We start from the raw sequence: 15363 nt of genomic DNA on the forward strand, positions 1-15363 counted from the left end.
ATGAATCGAGGTTTCCTGAAAACCGGCTTAACCTCGTTAGACTCCGGCAAACCAGGTCTTGCATCCCTCGGCACTTGGCGCCCAACGCAGCCTGCTCTACCATGTGCCTGCTCGTCCAGAGGTGGGACACTGCCAAGACGAATCAAGTCTCGGAGCCGTCCACGTGCATTTCGCTGGCGAGCCAACGCGTCGTGCCTGGGCTGAATCTGCGTGAGCGTACCTCGTCCGATCCACTACTGCCGTTCTGGATTCGAGTCCTGGGACGCCGTCTTTGGGATTCGAGAGAATCACGATGATCAAGGTCTGTAGCGTCGTCGGCGCTCGCCCCAACTTCATGAAGATGACTCCGATCGTCCATGAACTCGCACGTCGTGGCGTCGAGCAATTTCTCGTCCACACGGGTCAGCACTACGACGCCCGGATGTCCGACGTCTTCTTCGACGAGTTGAACCTGCCCAAGCCCGACGTCTTTCTCGGCGTGGGGTCCGACTCGCACGCCAAGCAGACGGCGGCGATCATGGTGGCGTTCGAGGCGACCTGTCTGGAGTTCCGCCCCGACCTGGTCATCGTGAGCGGCGACGTCAACTCGACGCTCGCCGCGGCGATCGTGGCGGCGAAACTGATGATCCCGCTGGCCCACGTCGAGGCTGGCCTGAGGTCGTTCGACCGCGCCATGCCCGAAGAGGTCAACCGCGTCTTGACCGACCGGGTGTCGGACTTGCTGTTCGCCAGCGAAGAGAGTGGCGTGACACATCTCCGTAACGAGGGGGTCCCCGAAGCGCGGATCCACCTGGTCGGCAATTGCATGGTCGACTCGCTATTCAAGCACGTGGACGTCGCCGTTTCCCGGTCGCCCTGGAACGAGTTCGGCCTCGAACCCGGCAGCTACGCCCTCGTGACACTCCACCGCCCCTCGAATGTCGATGAGATCGAGGCCTTGCGGACGCTGATGGCGACGATCAACCGGGTCGCTGAGCACCTGCCCGTGCTCTTCCCGGTCCACCCACGGACCCGAGCCCGCCTCGCCCAAGAGGCGATCGCAACGACCCCGGGCGTCCGACTCACCGACCCACTCCCCTACCTGACGTTCCTCGGTCTCATGGCCAAGGCCAAGTGCGTCCTGACCGACTCCGGTGGAATCCAGGAAGAGACCACGGCGCTGGGCGTGCCTTGCCTGACACTCCGCGAAAACACCGAGCGGCCGGCGACGATCACCTGCGGCACCAATCGACTCGTGGGCAACGACCCGGCACAGATCGAGGCGGGCGTGGCCGAGATCCGGGCCGGTCACTGGCCGACCGGCAGCCGCCCTCCCTTCTGGGACGGGCATGCCGCGGTCCGCGTCGTCGACGTCCTCGATGCATGGGGCGCCGAGCGCGGCACCCCGTTGACCTGACCGACCAATGCTCAACGGCCGGTTCGTGCGTGTCGAACCGGCCGGGTCCCACCGCGGAGCTTTAGCAACAGCGTTCGCTTCAAGGACGCACGGAAGACCGTCGTGTCGGTCGTCCCGGGACGTTACCGCCTTGGGGAAGCGACCGTGACCGACTCGGTAACGTGAGCGGTCACGGCTTCGAGGCGGACGTGGGTTCAGTCCTTGAGGAGCGGTTGGGGCAAGCCATTGGTCGACTCGGAGGAAGACACCGAGGTGGTAATCTCTTTCGTGCTCGGTGTGATTTGATCTAAACCGTCATCACCCCGGCCATACGTCCCGTAGCCATAGCCATAACCGTAGCCATAACCTTGGCCATAGCCGCTGGCATTCTGGCGGTCGATGCCGTTGACGATGAAGCCGAGAACCGGGCTCTCCATGGTCTTGAGCAATTCCACCGTCCGCTCCGCATCGTGCCGTTTGGTGGCTTCGGGACGAACCACGAGCACCACGCCGTCGACCACGGCGCTCAGAATCGAGGGATCGGTAACGGCCAGCAGCGGCGACGAATCGAAGACAACCATGTCGTAGAGATTGCGGATCTCCGCCACGAAGTCGGTGAGGGCCGACGAGGCGAGCAACTCCGCCGGGTTATCGACATCAGACCCGGAAGCGATGAAGTCAAGATTCTCGATCTGGGTCTGCTGGACCACCCGCGAGAGCGGCAGGAGCCGGCGCAGGATATGGCTCAATCCCTGATCCCCTTTCAGCCTAAAAATCTTGTGCTGAGCCGGTTTCCGGAGATCGCCATCGACGAGTAGGACTTTTCTTCCCGCCATGGCAAAGCTGATCGCGAGGTTGCTCGCGGTGGTCGTCTTGCCGTCGCCGCTGTGGGCACTGGTCACCAAGATGAGCTGAACCTGGCGACTGCGGCGGAGGAACTCGAGACTGGTGCGGACCGAGCGGTAGGCCTCCGCCCAGACCGAGCGGGGCATGGCATGACTGACCAGGCCGACTTCTCCCATGAGCGTCAGTTGATCGACGAGCAACTTCGGGATCGTCCCAATCAGGCGGAATTCCAAGACCTTGCGCACTTCGTCGAGCGTGCGGATCCGGGGATCGAGCCGATCGGCCAGATAGGCGAGGCCAATTCCCAGAAACAGGCCAGTCATCAGGCCCATTAATAGGGTCATCTTGACGCGAGGCTGCACCGGATAAGGCAGGGCGCTGGGAGGTTCGATCACCTGACAACTGATGCTGCTGTAGTCGCTAACCAGTTGCGCTTGTTTGAGCTGATCCAGAACCGTGTTATAGAGCGCCTTCTGCCGGTCCAGATTGCCGTGCAGCCGCTCCTCCTCGAGCAATCCCAGTTCCGACTGCTTGGCCGCGACGAGGTCTTCCTTGAGCTTGGTCTCATACTCCTCGCGCATCGACCCGATCGACTTGAGACTATGCTCGATCGACGCCATCCGGTCGTGAAGTTCGCTCTGGAGCCCATCCTTGCCGAGACCTCCCAACTGCTCGGTCGCCCGATCCACCTGGGACTTCGCCTCAATCGATTCGGGTGCATCGGCGCCAAGCGTCTTGACCAATGTTTCGTGCCGCGTCTTCAGACCTTCGATCGACTTTTCCTTGGATTCTTTCAAGGTTTCATACAACGATGCTTCTTCGGCCGCGAGGGACGTGAGTTCCGCCTCCGCTTTCTGGAGCGCCAGATCCCCTTCGTTGGCCATCTCCCGAGTCAACTGCCGGAGGAGGAGCGGGCGCCGTTGCCGCCAGAGATCCTCGATCTCCGATTCGAGCTCCACTTTCCGTTCCCTGGCGTATTTGAGCGAGGGATCGTTCGTGTTCCGGGTGGCGCGCTTTGCGGTGTCGTAGCGGAGCTGGGCTCGCTTCAGATCACGGTAAAGTTCCGCCACGTTGGGATCGAGTTTGAACGAACCCGCCACGTCGTCCTCGGAGACCGTGGCTTCCGAATTCGGTCGCCCCGCCTTGAGATTATCGACCATGCGTTGGGTGATCGACCGCTTGAGCTTTACTTCGGCAAGCTCCTTTTGAAGCTGCTCGTAGGAACCGGCTGTCCCCGAACTTTGCGGGATCTGGCCGTTGCTGCCGCCGGGAGTCATGGTGGGGAATTGGCTCAACGCCAAGGAGATCGCATTTCCTTGCGATCCACTGCTCTCCATCTTCTTGATCAGCTCGAGCTGGGTCTTGAGCTGAATCATCAAGTCGGTCGTATTATTGATCCCCTGGCTCCACTGCTCGAGCTTTCGCATCGTCAGCGTCTGGCCATTGGAACCGATGGCAAATCCGGGGTTGTCTTTTCGAAACTTGTGATATTCCGCCTGGAGCAAATCGAGTTCTTTTTTCAGATCATCACGGGCGCGACTGACCAGGGTAATGACCTCTTGATTATTCTTCTGGTAGTTGGTTTCCAGAAGTTTCTTATAACTCGCCACAATCGCATGGATCATCTGCAGCGATTCTTGCGTCGAGGCTGACTGATACTGCAAGACGATAATCTTCGTCAGCCGATCAGGACGCGAGACCTTGAGATTGCCGCGGGCGAACCCCACCGGATCGGACGACTGAGCCAGCGACGTGGGCGTGTTCGACCCGAGCGAGTCGACGGCAGCCTGGATCACCAGCGGGCTCCGAATCAGCACCATGTGGGTTGGCACCGGATCTTCGCTGCCCTCACTAATCCGATTCGGATCAGTATAGGCGGAGACGTTGAGCGGGCGTCCGCCATGCTGAATCACGAGTAGACTGGTCGAAGCCTGGTAGATCCGTTTCGTCTTTGCAAGATAAATCGAGGCCAGGGTCAAGCCGACCAAGAGACCCAAGCTGACGAATTTCCAACCCCGCTTCAGCACGTCCCAGAGCGCGACAAGATCGTTCTGGAGTGTCCTCGAAGGCGGCCCTTCCGAACCGGGGCCCGTAATCGATTGTTGGATCGCCATGGACAGTCCCTATTAATCCTTCGACTCGCATCCAGCACGCGAATCAATCGACACACATCCATGCACTATACCAAGTCTCGAACCATGAAGGAGTCCGCCCCTTCCGATTCTGAGAATCTGCTGACGACTGACGGCCAAAGATTCAAAGGTGCAGTTTCGATGTCAGACCAGACGTAAGAGCCGTACGGGGTTTGTTATCGGAAAAAAACCAATCCTCGTGCTTCCTATCTCAACAACAATGAGAAATATCTTAGGCAAAGCTGGGCGATTTGGTCAAGAATGCGACTTTATCTCTCCACGATGCCACGAATTTCCGGCCATAGCCAGAACGCTCCGGGATCTTTTCCAGTGGCCGCAATGGATTGTCAGGATCAACACGGGACGAGTTCGATCGGATCGAACTGTCAAACGCCGAGCGAAGTCACCACATGATCTTGCTGTTGAAGGGAGGGGGCCGGTTCAGGGCTGGTCAAATGGAGCTCGACACCCGGGGGAGTGCCATAGCCCGGGACGAGTTGTTTCAACAGCGCGATCACGTCCTCGCTCGAACCCGTCACCACGCGGGCGACCGATTCAAACTGCGCCTTGAGCCGATCCGGCGAGCACGGCCGATGTTGCGCGGAGAAAATCTTGGGATGGGGAGTCGCCAAGCGCGTCTCCTCATCTTCGTACAGTTCCTCGTAGAGCTTTTCGCCAGGGCGCAGTCCGCTGAAGACAATCTCGATATCGCGTCCCTCGCGGAGCCCGGAGAGCCGAATCAGGTCGCGAGCGAGGTCGTGGACCCGGACCGGTTCCCCCATGTCGAGCACGAAAATTTCACCGCCCCGTCCCAACGCGGCCGCCTGGAGGACCAGTTGGGTGGCCTCGCTGATCGTCATGAAATAGCGGGTCATCGCCGGGTGCGTCACCGTCACCGGCCCACCCCGGGCAATCTGCTGCTTGAATACCGGGATCACGCTGCCGTTGGAACCCAGCACGTTGCCGAACCGAACGGTCACCAAGCGGGTGGCGGACCCACTTGAAAGTGATTGAACGTACATCTCGGCAAGCCGTTTGGTGGCGCCCATCACACTCGTCGGGTTGACGGCCTTATCGGTCGAGATCATCACGAACGCCTCGACCCCCGCCCGCACGGCTTCGTCAGCCACGGTCCGGGTCCCGAAGATGTTGTTCTTGACGGCCTCGCCGGGATTGGCTTCCATCATCGGCACATGCTTATGCGCGGCCGCGTGAAAGACCAGCGCGGGGCGATAACGCTCAAACTGAGTGCGGACCCGGTGGGCGTCCGTGATATCGGCCACCCGAATCACGATCTCGGTGCCGGAACCGGCGGCGACCGGAGCCAGCTCGCGTTCGAGGAAGAACAGGCCGTTCTCATTGTGGTCGAGCATCACGAGCCGCTCGGGCCGGAAGGCCAGGGCCTGGCGGCAAATCTCCGAGCCGATGCTTCCCGCCGCGCCGGTGACCAGCACCACGCGGCCCCGAATCAACCGGCCGATCGACTCGCCGTCGAGCTGGATCGGTTCGCGACAGAGGAGGTCATGAATATCGACGTCGCGCGGGCGGACCGACAGGCTGCCGTCCAGTAACGCATGGAAGCCGGGAACCACCTGGATCTTCAATTCGGCCGCCGTGCAGTCCGCGACCAGGGCGCGAAGCTCGGGGATCGAGACTGTGGGGGTGGGAACCAGCACGGTCCCCGCCTTATGACGGGCGGCCAGCAAGGCGACTTTCTCCGTGCGCCCCACCACCTTGATGCCCGCCAGATTTCGGCCGAGCAGTCTGGGATCGTCATCGATGAAGCCGACGACCTGCATCCCCACACTGGCCTGACTCTGAATCGCTCGGGCGAGGGCCACGCCCGACTCACTCGCGCCCACCACCAGCACGCGCTTGGTACTCTGAGTCGAAAGCATCGGGTAGTAGCGTTCGCGGAACAGGCGCGTGCTCCCCCGAATCCCCCCCACGATCAGCAGCGTTGCCGCCCAATCGATCACGATGATCGAACGGGGAATCTGAAACTGGGTCCAGAACACCATGTCCGTGACCAGGACGGCAATCATCCCGAAGGTCGCCGCCTCGAAAAGCGCAATCAAGTCAGCGAACGACGCGTATTGCCACCACCCACGGTGGCTGCCCATCACCAGGAAAACCGCCAGCTTCAGCGCCACGACCAGAGGAAGCGTCTTCCACGCCAACGCCAACGCCGATGCGGGAATCTTCCCATCAAATCGGATCAGGTAGCTCAACCCATAGATGCCCGCGAAGGCGAGGAGATGAAACACGACAAGAACCGGCACCCGATGACGCAAAAGCAGGTGCAACAGCCGCGTCAACTGGGGCCAAACTGTACCTCTCCCCAGCTCGTGACCCGCTTCGCGTTCGCTCCAAATCGGCTGAGTTCCGTTCACCGCTTCGCGGCCGAAAGCCGAAGCGACCCCGGAAGCCTGGTCGGTCTGCGAAGTCACCGTGGGAGAGGCCGAGTGATGGAGTGACGTCGGAACCATGGAACGGCGTTCCTCATCGTGGTTTGCGTGATCCGATAGACTCGATCAGCTCACAGTGACCGCCGCAAGGCGGCCATCCCAACTCTTGGGAAGCAGAGGAGTAGGATCTTAGGATCAATAAAGGTCATGCCACGGAGACTTCGATCGGCCCCGCTCGTTTTTTTTCGACTTCACCGTCGCACCAACCGCATGACCTACCCACAGCGAAACCCGGTGATCCAACCTGCCAAGTTGGATCCAGCTTGGTTTTCATCTCTTCAATGCAAAAGCATCACGGCAAAATGACAAAAGAACAATCACTGCCCCGATAAACCGAGTCGTTTCGTGAGGAGTGCATATTCCATTGCCTTCGCGAACTAATCAAATCAAATGTTCCTAGCGGGTTCGAGACTCTGGGGGATCACGAACGTCACGTACATTATCGGATGCCCACATTCACGCACCCAAGCGAATAACATGATAGCTTTGTGACCGATTGTCAAGGAGCCACCAAAAAAACCGCCTGAAGTTCGCAGAATACCAGAGGGTCGCCAGGTCGCCATTGTTTAATATTCGACCGGATCTCCTGCCGACATCACGAAGAACCGCGAAGAACGCATTTGCACCCTGCAGAGGTGCCAAAACCATCGGCGTCACGATGTTCTCCCCCCCTTGATTTCGCGGAAAATGCTCCCGGCGCGGGGATCGCCCCCGCGGCTTCGAGCCGTCTCGAGTCACCCAAAGTGGGCCCGTTGGTGGGTGGCATGGGTGACGATCCTGAGAACGCTCCCTGCTCCCCCATCGTATTCGGTTCGAGCATCGGCATCGCGCTGGTCTGACCCCACCCGTTCCGACCTCGCCGCCGTTCCCCTCGAAATCGGCAAATCCTCCCCTCTTGACCACGACGACGCTCACATGCGAATCTTAGGCCACGCTCGACTCAAATGTTCGTATCAATGGTGAGTGGGCCTTGGGAAACCAGGGGGGCCACCCAGGAACATGGGATTGTATGGGGCGCCGACCATCGGCTCGGCAACTTCGACGGCGGCCGACGGGCCGACGGACGGGGCAAGCCCGGTCCGGTCGGAGCGACATTATGGTAGATTGAGAGCGAAGTCGGACAGCGGTGGTGGTGGTCTCCACCGCAGCCGCCAATCATGAAAGGTGGGCACGAAGGACGACGATCAGGGCCGGGGCCGGCCAAGATCGACCGTGCACGGCTCGCCGAGGGATGACTCCATGTCGACGAAGACCCCGATCGACCAAGGCAAGTGGGTGATTACCGGAGGAGCCGGATTCATCGGCTGCCACGCCGCAGCGCGGCTGCACGCGGCGGGGCATCGCGTGGTCGTCGTCGACAACCTCTCGCGCCGCGGAACCGACGCCAACCTGGCCTGGCTCCGGACACAAGGTGTCACCGACGTCATCCAGGCCGACATCCGCGACGCCCAGGCAATGAATGACCTCCTCATTCAGCACGGCGATGCCGATGTCGTCCTCCACCTCGCCGGCCAGGTGGCCGTCACCACCAGCGTGGCCGACCCCCGCGCTGACTTTGAGGCCAACGCCCTGGGAACGTTCAACATTCTTGAGGCCGTCCGGACCGCGGCCCAGGGCCGGCCCGCCCTCTTTTATAGTTCGACCAATAAGGTCTATGGCAACCTCGAGCACGTCGAAGTCGTTCAGCGCGACGGCCGCTACGCCTATGCCGATCGCCCGCTCGGCGTCGATGAAGACGAACGGCTCGATTTCCACAGCCCTTACGGCTGCTCCAAAGGGGCGGGCGACCAATATGTCCGAGACTACGCGCGGATCTACGGGCTGAAAACGGTCGTGTTCCGCCAGTCCTGCATCTACGGAACCCGCCAGTTCGGCATCGAAGACCAGGGATGGATTGCCTGGTTTTCGATCGCCGCGACCCAGGGTAAGTCGTTCACCATCTTCGGCGACGGTCAGCAGATCCGCGACGCGCTTTGGGTGGACGACCTGATCGCCCTCTACCAGCGCGCCTGGGAGCGCATCGACACCGCCCAGGGCGAAGTCTTTAACGTGGGTGGCGGTCCGGCCAACACCCTCAGTCTTCTCGAATTGGTTGCGGCGATCGAGCGGGTGTTGGGCCGCCCCCTCAATCCTGGCTTCGCCGATTGGCGGCCCGGCGATCAACGCGTCTTCGTCGCGGATATCCGCAAGGCGAAGCGGCTGCTCGACTGGTCACCCCAAGTCTCCACCACCGAGGGAATCAACCGGCTCCTCCAATGGGTGCGAGACCATCGCGACCTCTTCGAGTCGGTTGGCCTCGGCTAGAGCACGGGTTTTCCGCTACGGTTGCAAATCGGTGTGCGGCCGCGGGCACTGACCCGCGGCCTCGGGTTGCCTGGCCCCCAATGCGTCGCTCAGAAGACCGGGGGCCGAAGCTGGACTTCGGCCACGCCGGATGCGGACGCCCCGTGAGCAAGCAATCCGCATCTCACCCACAATGTCCCGCTGATCTTTCGTTAACGAGGGCCCATCATACCGCCCATGCTGGGCATGCTGACCCCTCCGCCTCGACCAATCCGATGGACGGCCAGGTTATGGTTGGGGCCGGAATTGGGTCGCAAACCCGGATAATAGCGGGCGGCCCGGTTGTAATAAACCCCAGGCGCGTTGCCGCGTTGCCGGGCGTTCGTCGTGCTGGTGGGATAGACGTGCGGCCGAATCAGACGTTCGCGGCCCGACCGGGTATAGGCGCGGAGCGGATCGGCCTCTTCCTCGCTGAACGGATTGCTGGGGTCGTAGAGTCCCGTCCGATCCGCCGCGGCGGCGAATTGCCGGGCCGCCTGCGCGGCATTGATCGTATCCAGGGGGGTCGACTGCTGCGCGATCGCCGCCTGGTGGGGGAGATAGAAGCCGAAGTAGGCCTGGAACGGATCCAGCGGCAGTTGAGCGTGGGCCGGGCGCGCCGGCAAGAGCAGGAAGACTCCGAGCCCAAGCGCCAGACCAAGATAGGGACGACCCATAGTCCGTGATCCTCCTGTAGTTCGATCCGTCCGTTGGGGCCAGTCGCAAACCAGCATTTTTATCTTACGAAGGAAACCCAAGCGAAGCAAGCGAATGAGACCCCACCTCTGGAGGATAGTCGACCGAACTCCGGCCGGCCCTTTGGAGGAATCTTCGGACTTTCGAGCCCAGAACCGCCCCGGTTCCGAACCTTCGGCACAGCCATCCCCACTTCGCGCGAGCCGGAACCGTCGACAGAATGCATCCTCTTTCACCACGGCGAACGCTTCCACCGCTTCTCGACGGCCCGAACCGCCATCGGAGCCGGGGGCGAGAACCGCTCTCGCCCCCCCGGTGACGAACTTGGGAATGCTCGGCTGGGAGCAACCCTTGGCCTCAAATCCCGCCTCGGCGGCGAACCTTGCCGCCTCGTTGAACCGCTCCATCGTCGCCAGTAGAATCGGTTTTGGTTCGTCAGTGGGTCGCAACGGAATCCGAAACGCAAGTTTCCCCTTTTCATGATGGGAGCGATTCCCACCCGGCTCCTCCTCTTGGATGAATCCAGGGGCTTCCGCCGCCCGGAATTATGACAAACAGCAATACCGCGTCAATCTTCATAACAATTTTTATCCGCACAAATTTTGCATTTCCATAAACATCTCTTAGCATAAACGAAGGCAAACGCCCTGTGGATCACGCGACACGTGGACCAAGCCTCGCTGCCGACCAGGGCAAGCCGGTCCTGGTGCTCATTCCTCTGTACAATGATTGGGACGCGCTCGGCGAGGTGCTTCCCCGGCTCGACGCCGCCCTGGCCGCCCAAGGCATGGTTGCCGATATCCTCGTGGTGGATGACGCTTCGGAGGTCGAGGCGAGCACCGCGCTGGTCCGCGCACCGTTTCGCGCGCTGCGGCGGCTCGAGATTCTGACCCTCCGCCGGAATCTGGGCCACCAGCGGGCGATCGCGATCGGTCTCGCCTACGCTCAGGACCGCTTGAGCCATGACGCCATCGTGGTCATGGACAGCGACGGCGAAGATGACCCGACCGATGTCCCGCGGCTGCTCCAACGCCTGCACGCCGAGGAGGGGAAGAAAATCGTCTTCGCTGAGCGCACGCGCCGTTCCGAGACTTTTTCCTTTCGGATGTTCTATATTCTTTACAAGTTCATCCATTACGCGCTGATCGGCCAAGGCGTCCGCGTCGGCAATTTCAGCGCGATCCCGAGACGACGGTTAGATAGTCTGGTCGTGGTCGCCGAACTCTGGAATCATTACGCCGCGGCGGCCTTTCGCTCGCGCCAGCCGCGCTGCACGATTCCGACCCGACGGGCCAAGCGACTTCGCGGCCGCTCGTCGATGAACTTCGTCGGCTTGGTCACGCACGGCCTCAGCGCAATCTCGGTCTACGGCGACATCGTCGGCGTCCGGCTCCTGGCGCTGAGCGTCGTCCTGGCCCTACTCTCGCTGACCGGGATCGTGACCGTCGTGATTATCCGGTTGACCACGGAATGGGCGATCCCCGGCTGGGCGACGCTCGCCGTGGGACTGTCGTTGCTCCTGCTCACTCACGCGATCATGATGGCCTTCGTCTTCAGCTTTGTGATCCTGGGCTCTCGGCACAACCTGACTTTTCTGCCGTGTCGCGACTATGGCTACTTCGTGGGCGAGCTCAGGGCTTTCCCTCAGGACGATCAGGCCGCCATCGATGCCACGGCGTCAGGGACCGGCAATCCTCAGAATTTTGGCAAATTCCATGACGGCGAATGAATTCAAATACGTCGGTGAGGAACTGGATCTGTTCGCTCAAGCGACGATCTGGAAGTCCTACGTGCGCCGCCAGGTGACCCCCTACCTCGGCCGCAACGTTCTCGAGGTCGGCGCGGGGCACGGCGGGACAACCCGCTTCCTGATCCACGAGCAGGCCGAGCGCTGGGTCTGCCTGGAGCCCGACCCGGGGTTGGCCGACCGCTTAGCCCAGTCGATCGCCAACGGGACGTTGCCGGCGTCGTGCGCCGTCGTGGTCGGGACGCTCGACCAGATTGCCGAGGATTCCGGGTTCGACACGCTCTTGTACATGGACGTGCTCGAACATATCGAGGACGACCACGCGGAAATGGCTCGCGCCATGGCCCGGCTGCGCCCGGGCGGTCACGTCGTGGTGCTTTCCCCGGCGCATCAGTGGCTCTACACCCCGTTCGACAAAGCGATCGGCCATTTCCGCCGCTACACCCGGCGGACCCTCCGCGCCACGGCCCCCCAGGGGCTCACCCTCGTCAGGCTCGCCTACCTCGACTCGGTCGGAATGCTCGCCTCGCTCGGCAACCGCCTGGTCCTCCAGAGCGCCATGCCCAACCGACGCCAGATCGCGTTCTGGGACAAGTTCGCGGTGCGACTCTCCCGTGTGATCGATCCGATCCTCGGCTTCAATCTCGGCAAGTCGGTGCTCGGGATCTGGCGGAAGGACGAGAAGGTGGCCCACCCCGAATAGAATCGCGCGGTCGCCCGACTTCTTGAGCGGGAAATGCCCGCCTCGACCCCTTGAACGTCGCCGAACCGACCATTTACGAACCCTGCGTCGCACCGACTTGGCGAAAGTACGGATTTGCCCTCGCTTTCCGGGCAAACCTCCTCGATTCGTGGTCCGAGATTGCAACGCGAGAATTCGGCGGCAATGATTGAACCGTCGTGCCTTTCCCCATGCACCACGAAAATTGCGTACCGCCGAATCGCTCTTGGACGCGTCAGGTCGAAAGTCGAGTGGGATTGCCCCAAGAATTATTGAGGTGCTCAATGACCTGGGACCTTACAAAGTTCGCCCGCCTTCTGCTCTTTGTCAGCCTCGCGACCCTTATCACACCGACTTGGTCACAAGCACAAGGCCCGCCGACCGATCCGCGGGGCCTGTACGGGGCTTACGAGCCCTTTGCACGTCTCCCCACACCACCGAAAGAAGGCGAATTCCGGCGCCGGATTCCAGAAAGCACGAAGTCACGGTTCGCACCCCATTTTCGTAGCTACATGGGAGAATCGGGGACAGAAGACATCCTGAACAGGCCCGCCGGGGTCCGAGGACGCGCCGGGGTAAAATCGCCCGTTAATTTCGCAAACGACGATGACGACGAAAACGACAATAAAAACGACAAAGGGTTCCAGTCGGCACAGGTTACGAGTCGTTTCGGTGAGAAGGAACGCGAGACGCGCCGCGACGCATACCGGGAATACTTGAAAGAACGCGATCCCGCGAAACGTGCCCAGCTCTATCGTGAGTACATTGGGAAGAATGCCTACTCCCAATCGTCGGGAGATCGTTCCGCCACCCACGACCTGTCGAACCCCTCACTCCCCTCAGTGTTGACATCACCGCCTGGCTTTGGGCGGGACCGAGGAGGGTCGAGCACCCGCCCGTTTCTCTCGTCATCCCCGTCGTCCAGCCCCGCGGTGCCACGGACGAGCCTTTTTTCTTCCTCCCAGCCGAAGGCGCAGACCTCCCCTGGTCTCTTTCGAAGGAGCGACGGACCGGCGACCCAGAAATCGACCGGCTCGGCCTCACGCCGACTCCCCTCCCGCGCAACGGGATCGGCGGGACAAAGTTTCAAGAATGATGACGACCGGTGATGACCCTGAGTTAAGTTGAGTTGAACCAGTTGGCATTCCTGCATGCCCCCCCTGCCCTCAGTTCGGGGCTGCCAACCGATCGGCACCTCTCCAGGCAACCTGCGAGCACTCGCTCAGGTTTTCAGGCCCATCTCCTGCCGCTGCGCCTGCGCGGCCTCCAGGTAACGGGCATAAGCCGACTCGTCCCGGCGGCACTGAATTCCTTGGAAGACCATGGCGAAGCTGCGACGATGGCGGGTCGGGGAGCGATTGGCGTCGGCCCGGTGGATCGTGTCGCCGTGGTGGATGACCACGTCTCCCGGCTCCATCGGCACGGGAACCTCCCGCACGCGATCGGCGTCGCCGTAGTCGGCGACCTCCTGAGAGAAGCCCAGTGTCGACGTTCGCCGATGGGGCCGGATCCCCTGCAGGTGGGAACCGCGGACGTACCGCAAACAGCCGTTTTCCTCATCCACCGGGTCAAGCGCCAGCCAGACCGTCAACACCTGGGTCGGTCGCAAGCAAAAATAGAAGTTATCTTGATGCGGCGGCGTGACGTGATCGGTGCCGATCGGCTTGTTGAACCACTCAACCCCATCCGCGTGCGCCGACTCCCCGAGCAGTGCCTCGGCCATCGCCTTCCAGGTGGGGTGGTGACGGTAGGCGGCGAAGTACCGATCCTGCTCCATCCGCTGCATCTGCTTGAGAGTCTCGGCCCGGCTCTTGTCGTCGTAAAACGCGTCGGCGTCCGGCAACCCGGGCACCACCTCACGGATGTAGCGGTCGACATGATCCCTCAACTCGGCGAACTCGCCGGGGGAGAGCCACTGCCGCACCACCACAAATCCGTCCTCGTCATAACGCAACTTGATGTCGTTGCCATTCTCGGAGGTCATGAGAAAACTCTCGCGTGAAAGAGATTGCCGGCGTCTCATGCAAAACAGAACGTTATGAGTTCGGCGAGGTGTTCCGGGGAGTCGGGGTGGAAAACGTCCGGGCCAGTTCGGCGGCCTCGGCGGCGATTCGGTTTTCAAAGGTGAAACCGAGCGGTGCGTAACGCTCCTGAATGTGTTCGAGCCCCTTCTTGACCATGAGGATGTCGGCCCCGTGGCAGAGGAACGTCGCGCCCAGGTCCATCAACATCTGGGTATGCTCGGGAGTTCCGGTGACGGTGCCCCACCACTTGCCCGCGCTCTTGGCGGCGGCGGCGGTGCGGCGAAGCGCATCGCTGATGATCGGATGGTCGAACTGGTAGGGGATGCCGGAGAGCACGCTCAGGTCGCCCGGCCCGAGCATCAGCACATCGACTCCCGGCACGCGCGCGATCGCCTCCGCCTGATCCAGCGCCTGGAGCGATTCAAGTTGAACGATGATCAGGGTGTGTTCGTTGGCCGCTTGGAGATAGGGCGGCATCGGCATCCCGCAGTAGGGGGCGTCGCCGTTGGCCCCATCCACCCCGCGCTCCCCCTGAGGCGCGAACTTGGCCCAGCGGACGACCTCGGCCGCTTCTTCGGCCGATTCGCAACGGGGATACATGATGCCCTGAGCGCCCGCTTCGAGCAGCCGGGCCATGCGCATGTATTCCCCCTTGGCGGGCCGGGCGATGATATCGGACACCCCCACCCGCGCCGCCCGCATCAGGTGGGACGCCGTCTCGTCGCTGGTCGAATGATGCTCCAGATCGAGCCAGATGCCATCGAAGCCAAGCAAGCTCGTCAGCTCATAGACGCAGGGGTCAATGAGATGGCAGCAGGTGATGAGCGCGGGCTCGCCGCGACGGAGCTTGGCTTTGACTCGACTGAACCGCATGAAATCTCGTCCTTTCCGGATCTTCAAAGCGCCAGGGACCGGCGAACGCCATCGTAAGTGGTACGGACCAATGAAACAATCGGGCCACCTCGGAAACCGTACCCATGCTCGGCAAATCACCAGCAGCCCGTGAGTAACCGTGCCCGAATCCAAGTACCT

The 15363-nt window shown here is 61.6% G+C and carries 9 protein-coding genes; 4 read left to right on the forward strand and 5 right to left on the reverse strand.

What is annotated here, in order from left to right; translation table 11 throughout:
• The first annotated feature begins 292 nt into the window (after positions 1-292).
• A complete protein-coding gene (wecB, locus tag BUS42_RS24790; RefSeq protein WP_074311526.1) occupies positions 293-1396 on the forward strand; it encodes a non-hydrolyzing UDP-N-acetylglucosamine 2-epimerase in 1104 nt (367 codons plus the stop codon).
• 194 nt (positions 1397-1590) lie between these two features.
• Here the strand turns inward: wecB and BUS42_RS24795 are convergent, their stop codons facing one another.
• Both BUS42_RS24795 and BUS42_RS24800 read right to left on the reverse strand, forming a co-directional pair.
• Entirely contained in the window at positions 1591-4335 is a 2745-nt protein-coding gene (locus tag BUS42_RS24795; protein WP_074311528.1) for a polysaccharide biosynthesis tyrosine autokinase, read from the reverse strand.
• A gap of 404 nt (positions 4336-4739) precedes the next feature.
• Positions 4740-6842, reverse strand: coding sequence for a polysaccharide biosynthesis protein (locus BUS42_RS24800; RefSeq protein WP_074311530.1), 2103 nt, complete (start codon positions 6840-6842; stop codon positions 4740-4742).
• Positions 6843-8060: 1218 nt separating this feature from the next.
• Here BUS42_RS24800 and BUS42_RS24805 point away from each other — a divergent pair.
• Positions 8061-9125 (forward strand): SDR family NAD(P)-dependent oxidoreductase, encoded by a 1065-nt coding sequence (locus tag BUS42_RS24805; RefSeq protein WP_074311532.1) that lies wholly within the window; start codon positions 8061-8063, stop codon positions 9123-9125.
• 191 nt (positions 9126-9316) lie between these two features.
• Here the strand turns inward: BUS42_RS24805 and BUS42_RS24810 are convergent, their stop codons facing one another.
• The gene (locus BUS42_RS24810; RefSeq protein ID WP_074311534.1) at positions 9317-9820 is read right to left on the reverse strand and encodes a hypothetical protein; all 504 of its coding nucleotides are present in this window, start codon (positions 9818-9820) and stop codon (positions 9317-9319) included.
• A gap of 668 nt (positions 9821-10488) precedes the next feature.
• Here BUS42_RS24810 and BUS42_RS24820 point away from each other — a divergent pair.
• Together BUS42_RS24820 and BUS42_RS24825 are read left to right on the forward strand one after the other, a co-directional pair.
• Positions 10489-11568 (forward strand): glycosyltransferase, encoded by a 1080-nt coding sequence (locus BUS42_RS24820; RefSeq protein WP_074311538.1) that lies wholly within the window; start codon positions 10489-10491, stop codon positions 11566-11568.
• Positions 11555-12289: a class I SAM-dependent methyltransferase gene (locus tag BUS42_RS24825; protein WP_074311540.1), complete on the forward strand. Its 735-nt coding sequence runs from the start codon at positions 11555-11557 to the stop codon at positions 12287-12289. Before BUS42_RS24820 ends, BUS42_RS24825 begins: the two co-directional genes overlap by 14 nt.
• A gap of 1240 nt (positions 12290-13529) precedes the next feature.
• Here the strand turns inward: BUS42_RS24825 and BUS42_RS24840 are convergent.
• Positions 13530-14291 (reverse strand): phytanoyl-CoA dioxygenase family protein, encoded by a 762-nt coding sequence (locus BUS42_RS24840; protein ID WP_074311546.1) that lies wholly within the window; start codon positions 14289-14291, stop codon positions 13530-13532.
• Between the two features lie 52 nt (positions 14292-14343).
• Positions 14344-15204, reverse strand: a complete 861-nt coding sequence (locus tag BUS42_RS24845; protein ID WP_074311548.1) for an HpcH/HpaI aldolase family protein — start codon at positions 15202-15204, stop codon at positions 14344-14346.
• Positions 15205-15363: the final 159 nt, after the last annotated feature.

The sequence above is a fragment of the Singulisphaera sp. GP187 genome (genome assembly GCF_900129635.1).
Classification (GTDB): Bacteria; Planctomycetota; Planctomycetia; order Isosphaerales; family Isosphaeraceae; genus Singulisphaera.

Excerpts from the sequence above, each read along its gene's own strand:
- wecB (WP_074311526.1), top strand. The coding sequence starts at position 293 with ATGATCAAGGTCTGTAGCGTCGTCGGCGCTCGCCCCAACTTCATGAAG.
- BUS42_RS24795 (WP_074311528.1), bottom strand. The coding sequence starts at position 4,335 with ATGGCGATCCAACAATCGATTACGGGCCCCGGTTCGGAAGGGCCGCCT.
- BUS42_RS24800 (WP_074311530.1), bottom strand. The coding sequence starts at position 6,842 with ATGGTTCCGACGTCACTCCATCACTCGGCCTCTCCCACGGTGACTTCG.
- BUS42_RS24805 (WP_074311532.1), top strand. The coding sequence starts at position 8,061 with ATGTCGACGAAGACCCCGATCGACCAAGGCAAGTGGGTGATTACCGGA.
- BUS42_RS24810 (WP_074311534.1), bottom strand. The coding sequence starts at position 9,820 with ATGGGTCGTCCCTATCTTGGTCTGGCGCTTGGGCTCGGAGTCTTCCTG.
- BUS42_RS24825 (WP_074311540.1), top strand. The coding sequence starts at position 11,555 with ATGACGGCGAATGAATTCAAATACGTCGGTGAGGAACTGGATCTGTTC.
- BUS42_RS24840 (WP_074311546.1), bottom strand. The coding sequence starts at position 14,291 with ATGACCTCCGAGAATGGCAACGACATCAAGTTGCGTTATGACGAGGAC.
- BUS42_RS24845 (WP_074311548.1), bottom strand. The coding sequence starts at position 15,204 with ATGCGGTTCAGTCGAGTCAAAGCCAAGCTCCGTCGCGGCGAGCCCGCG.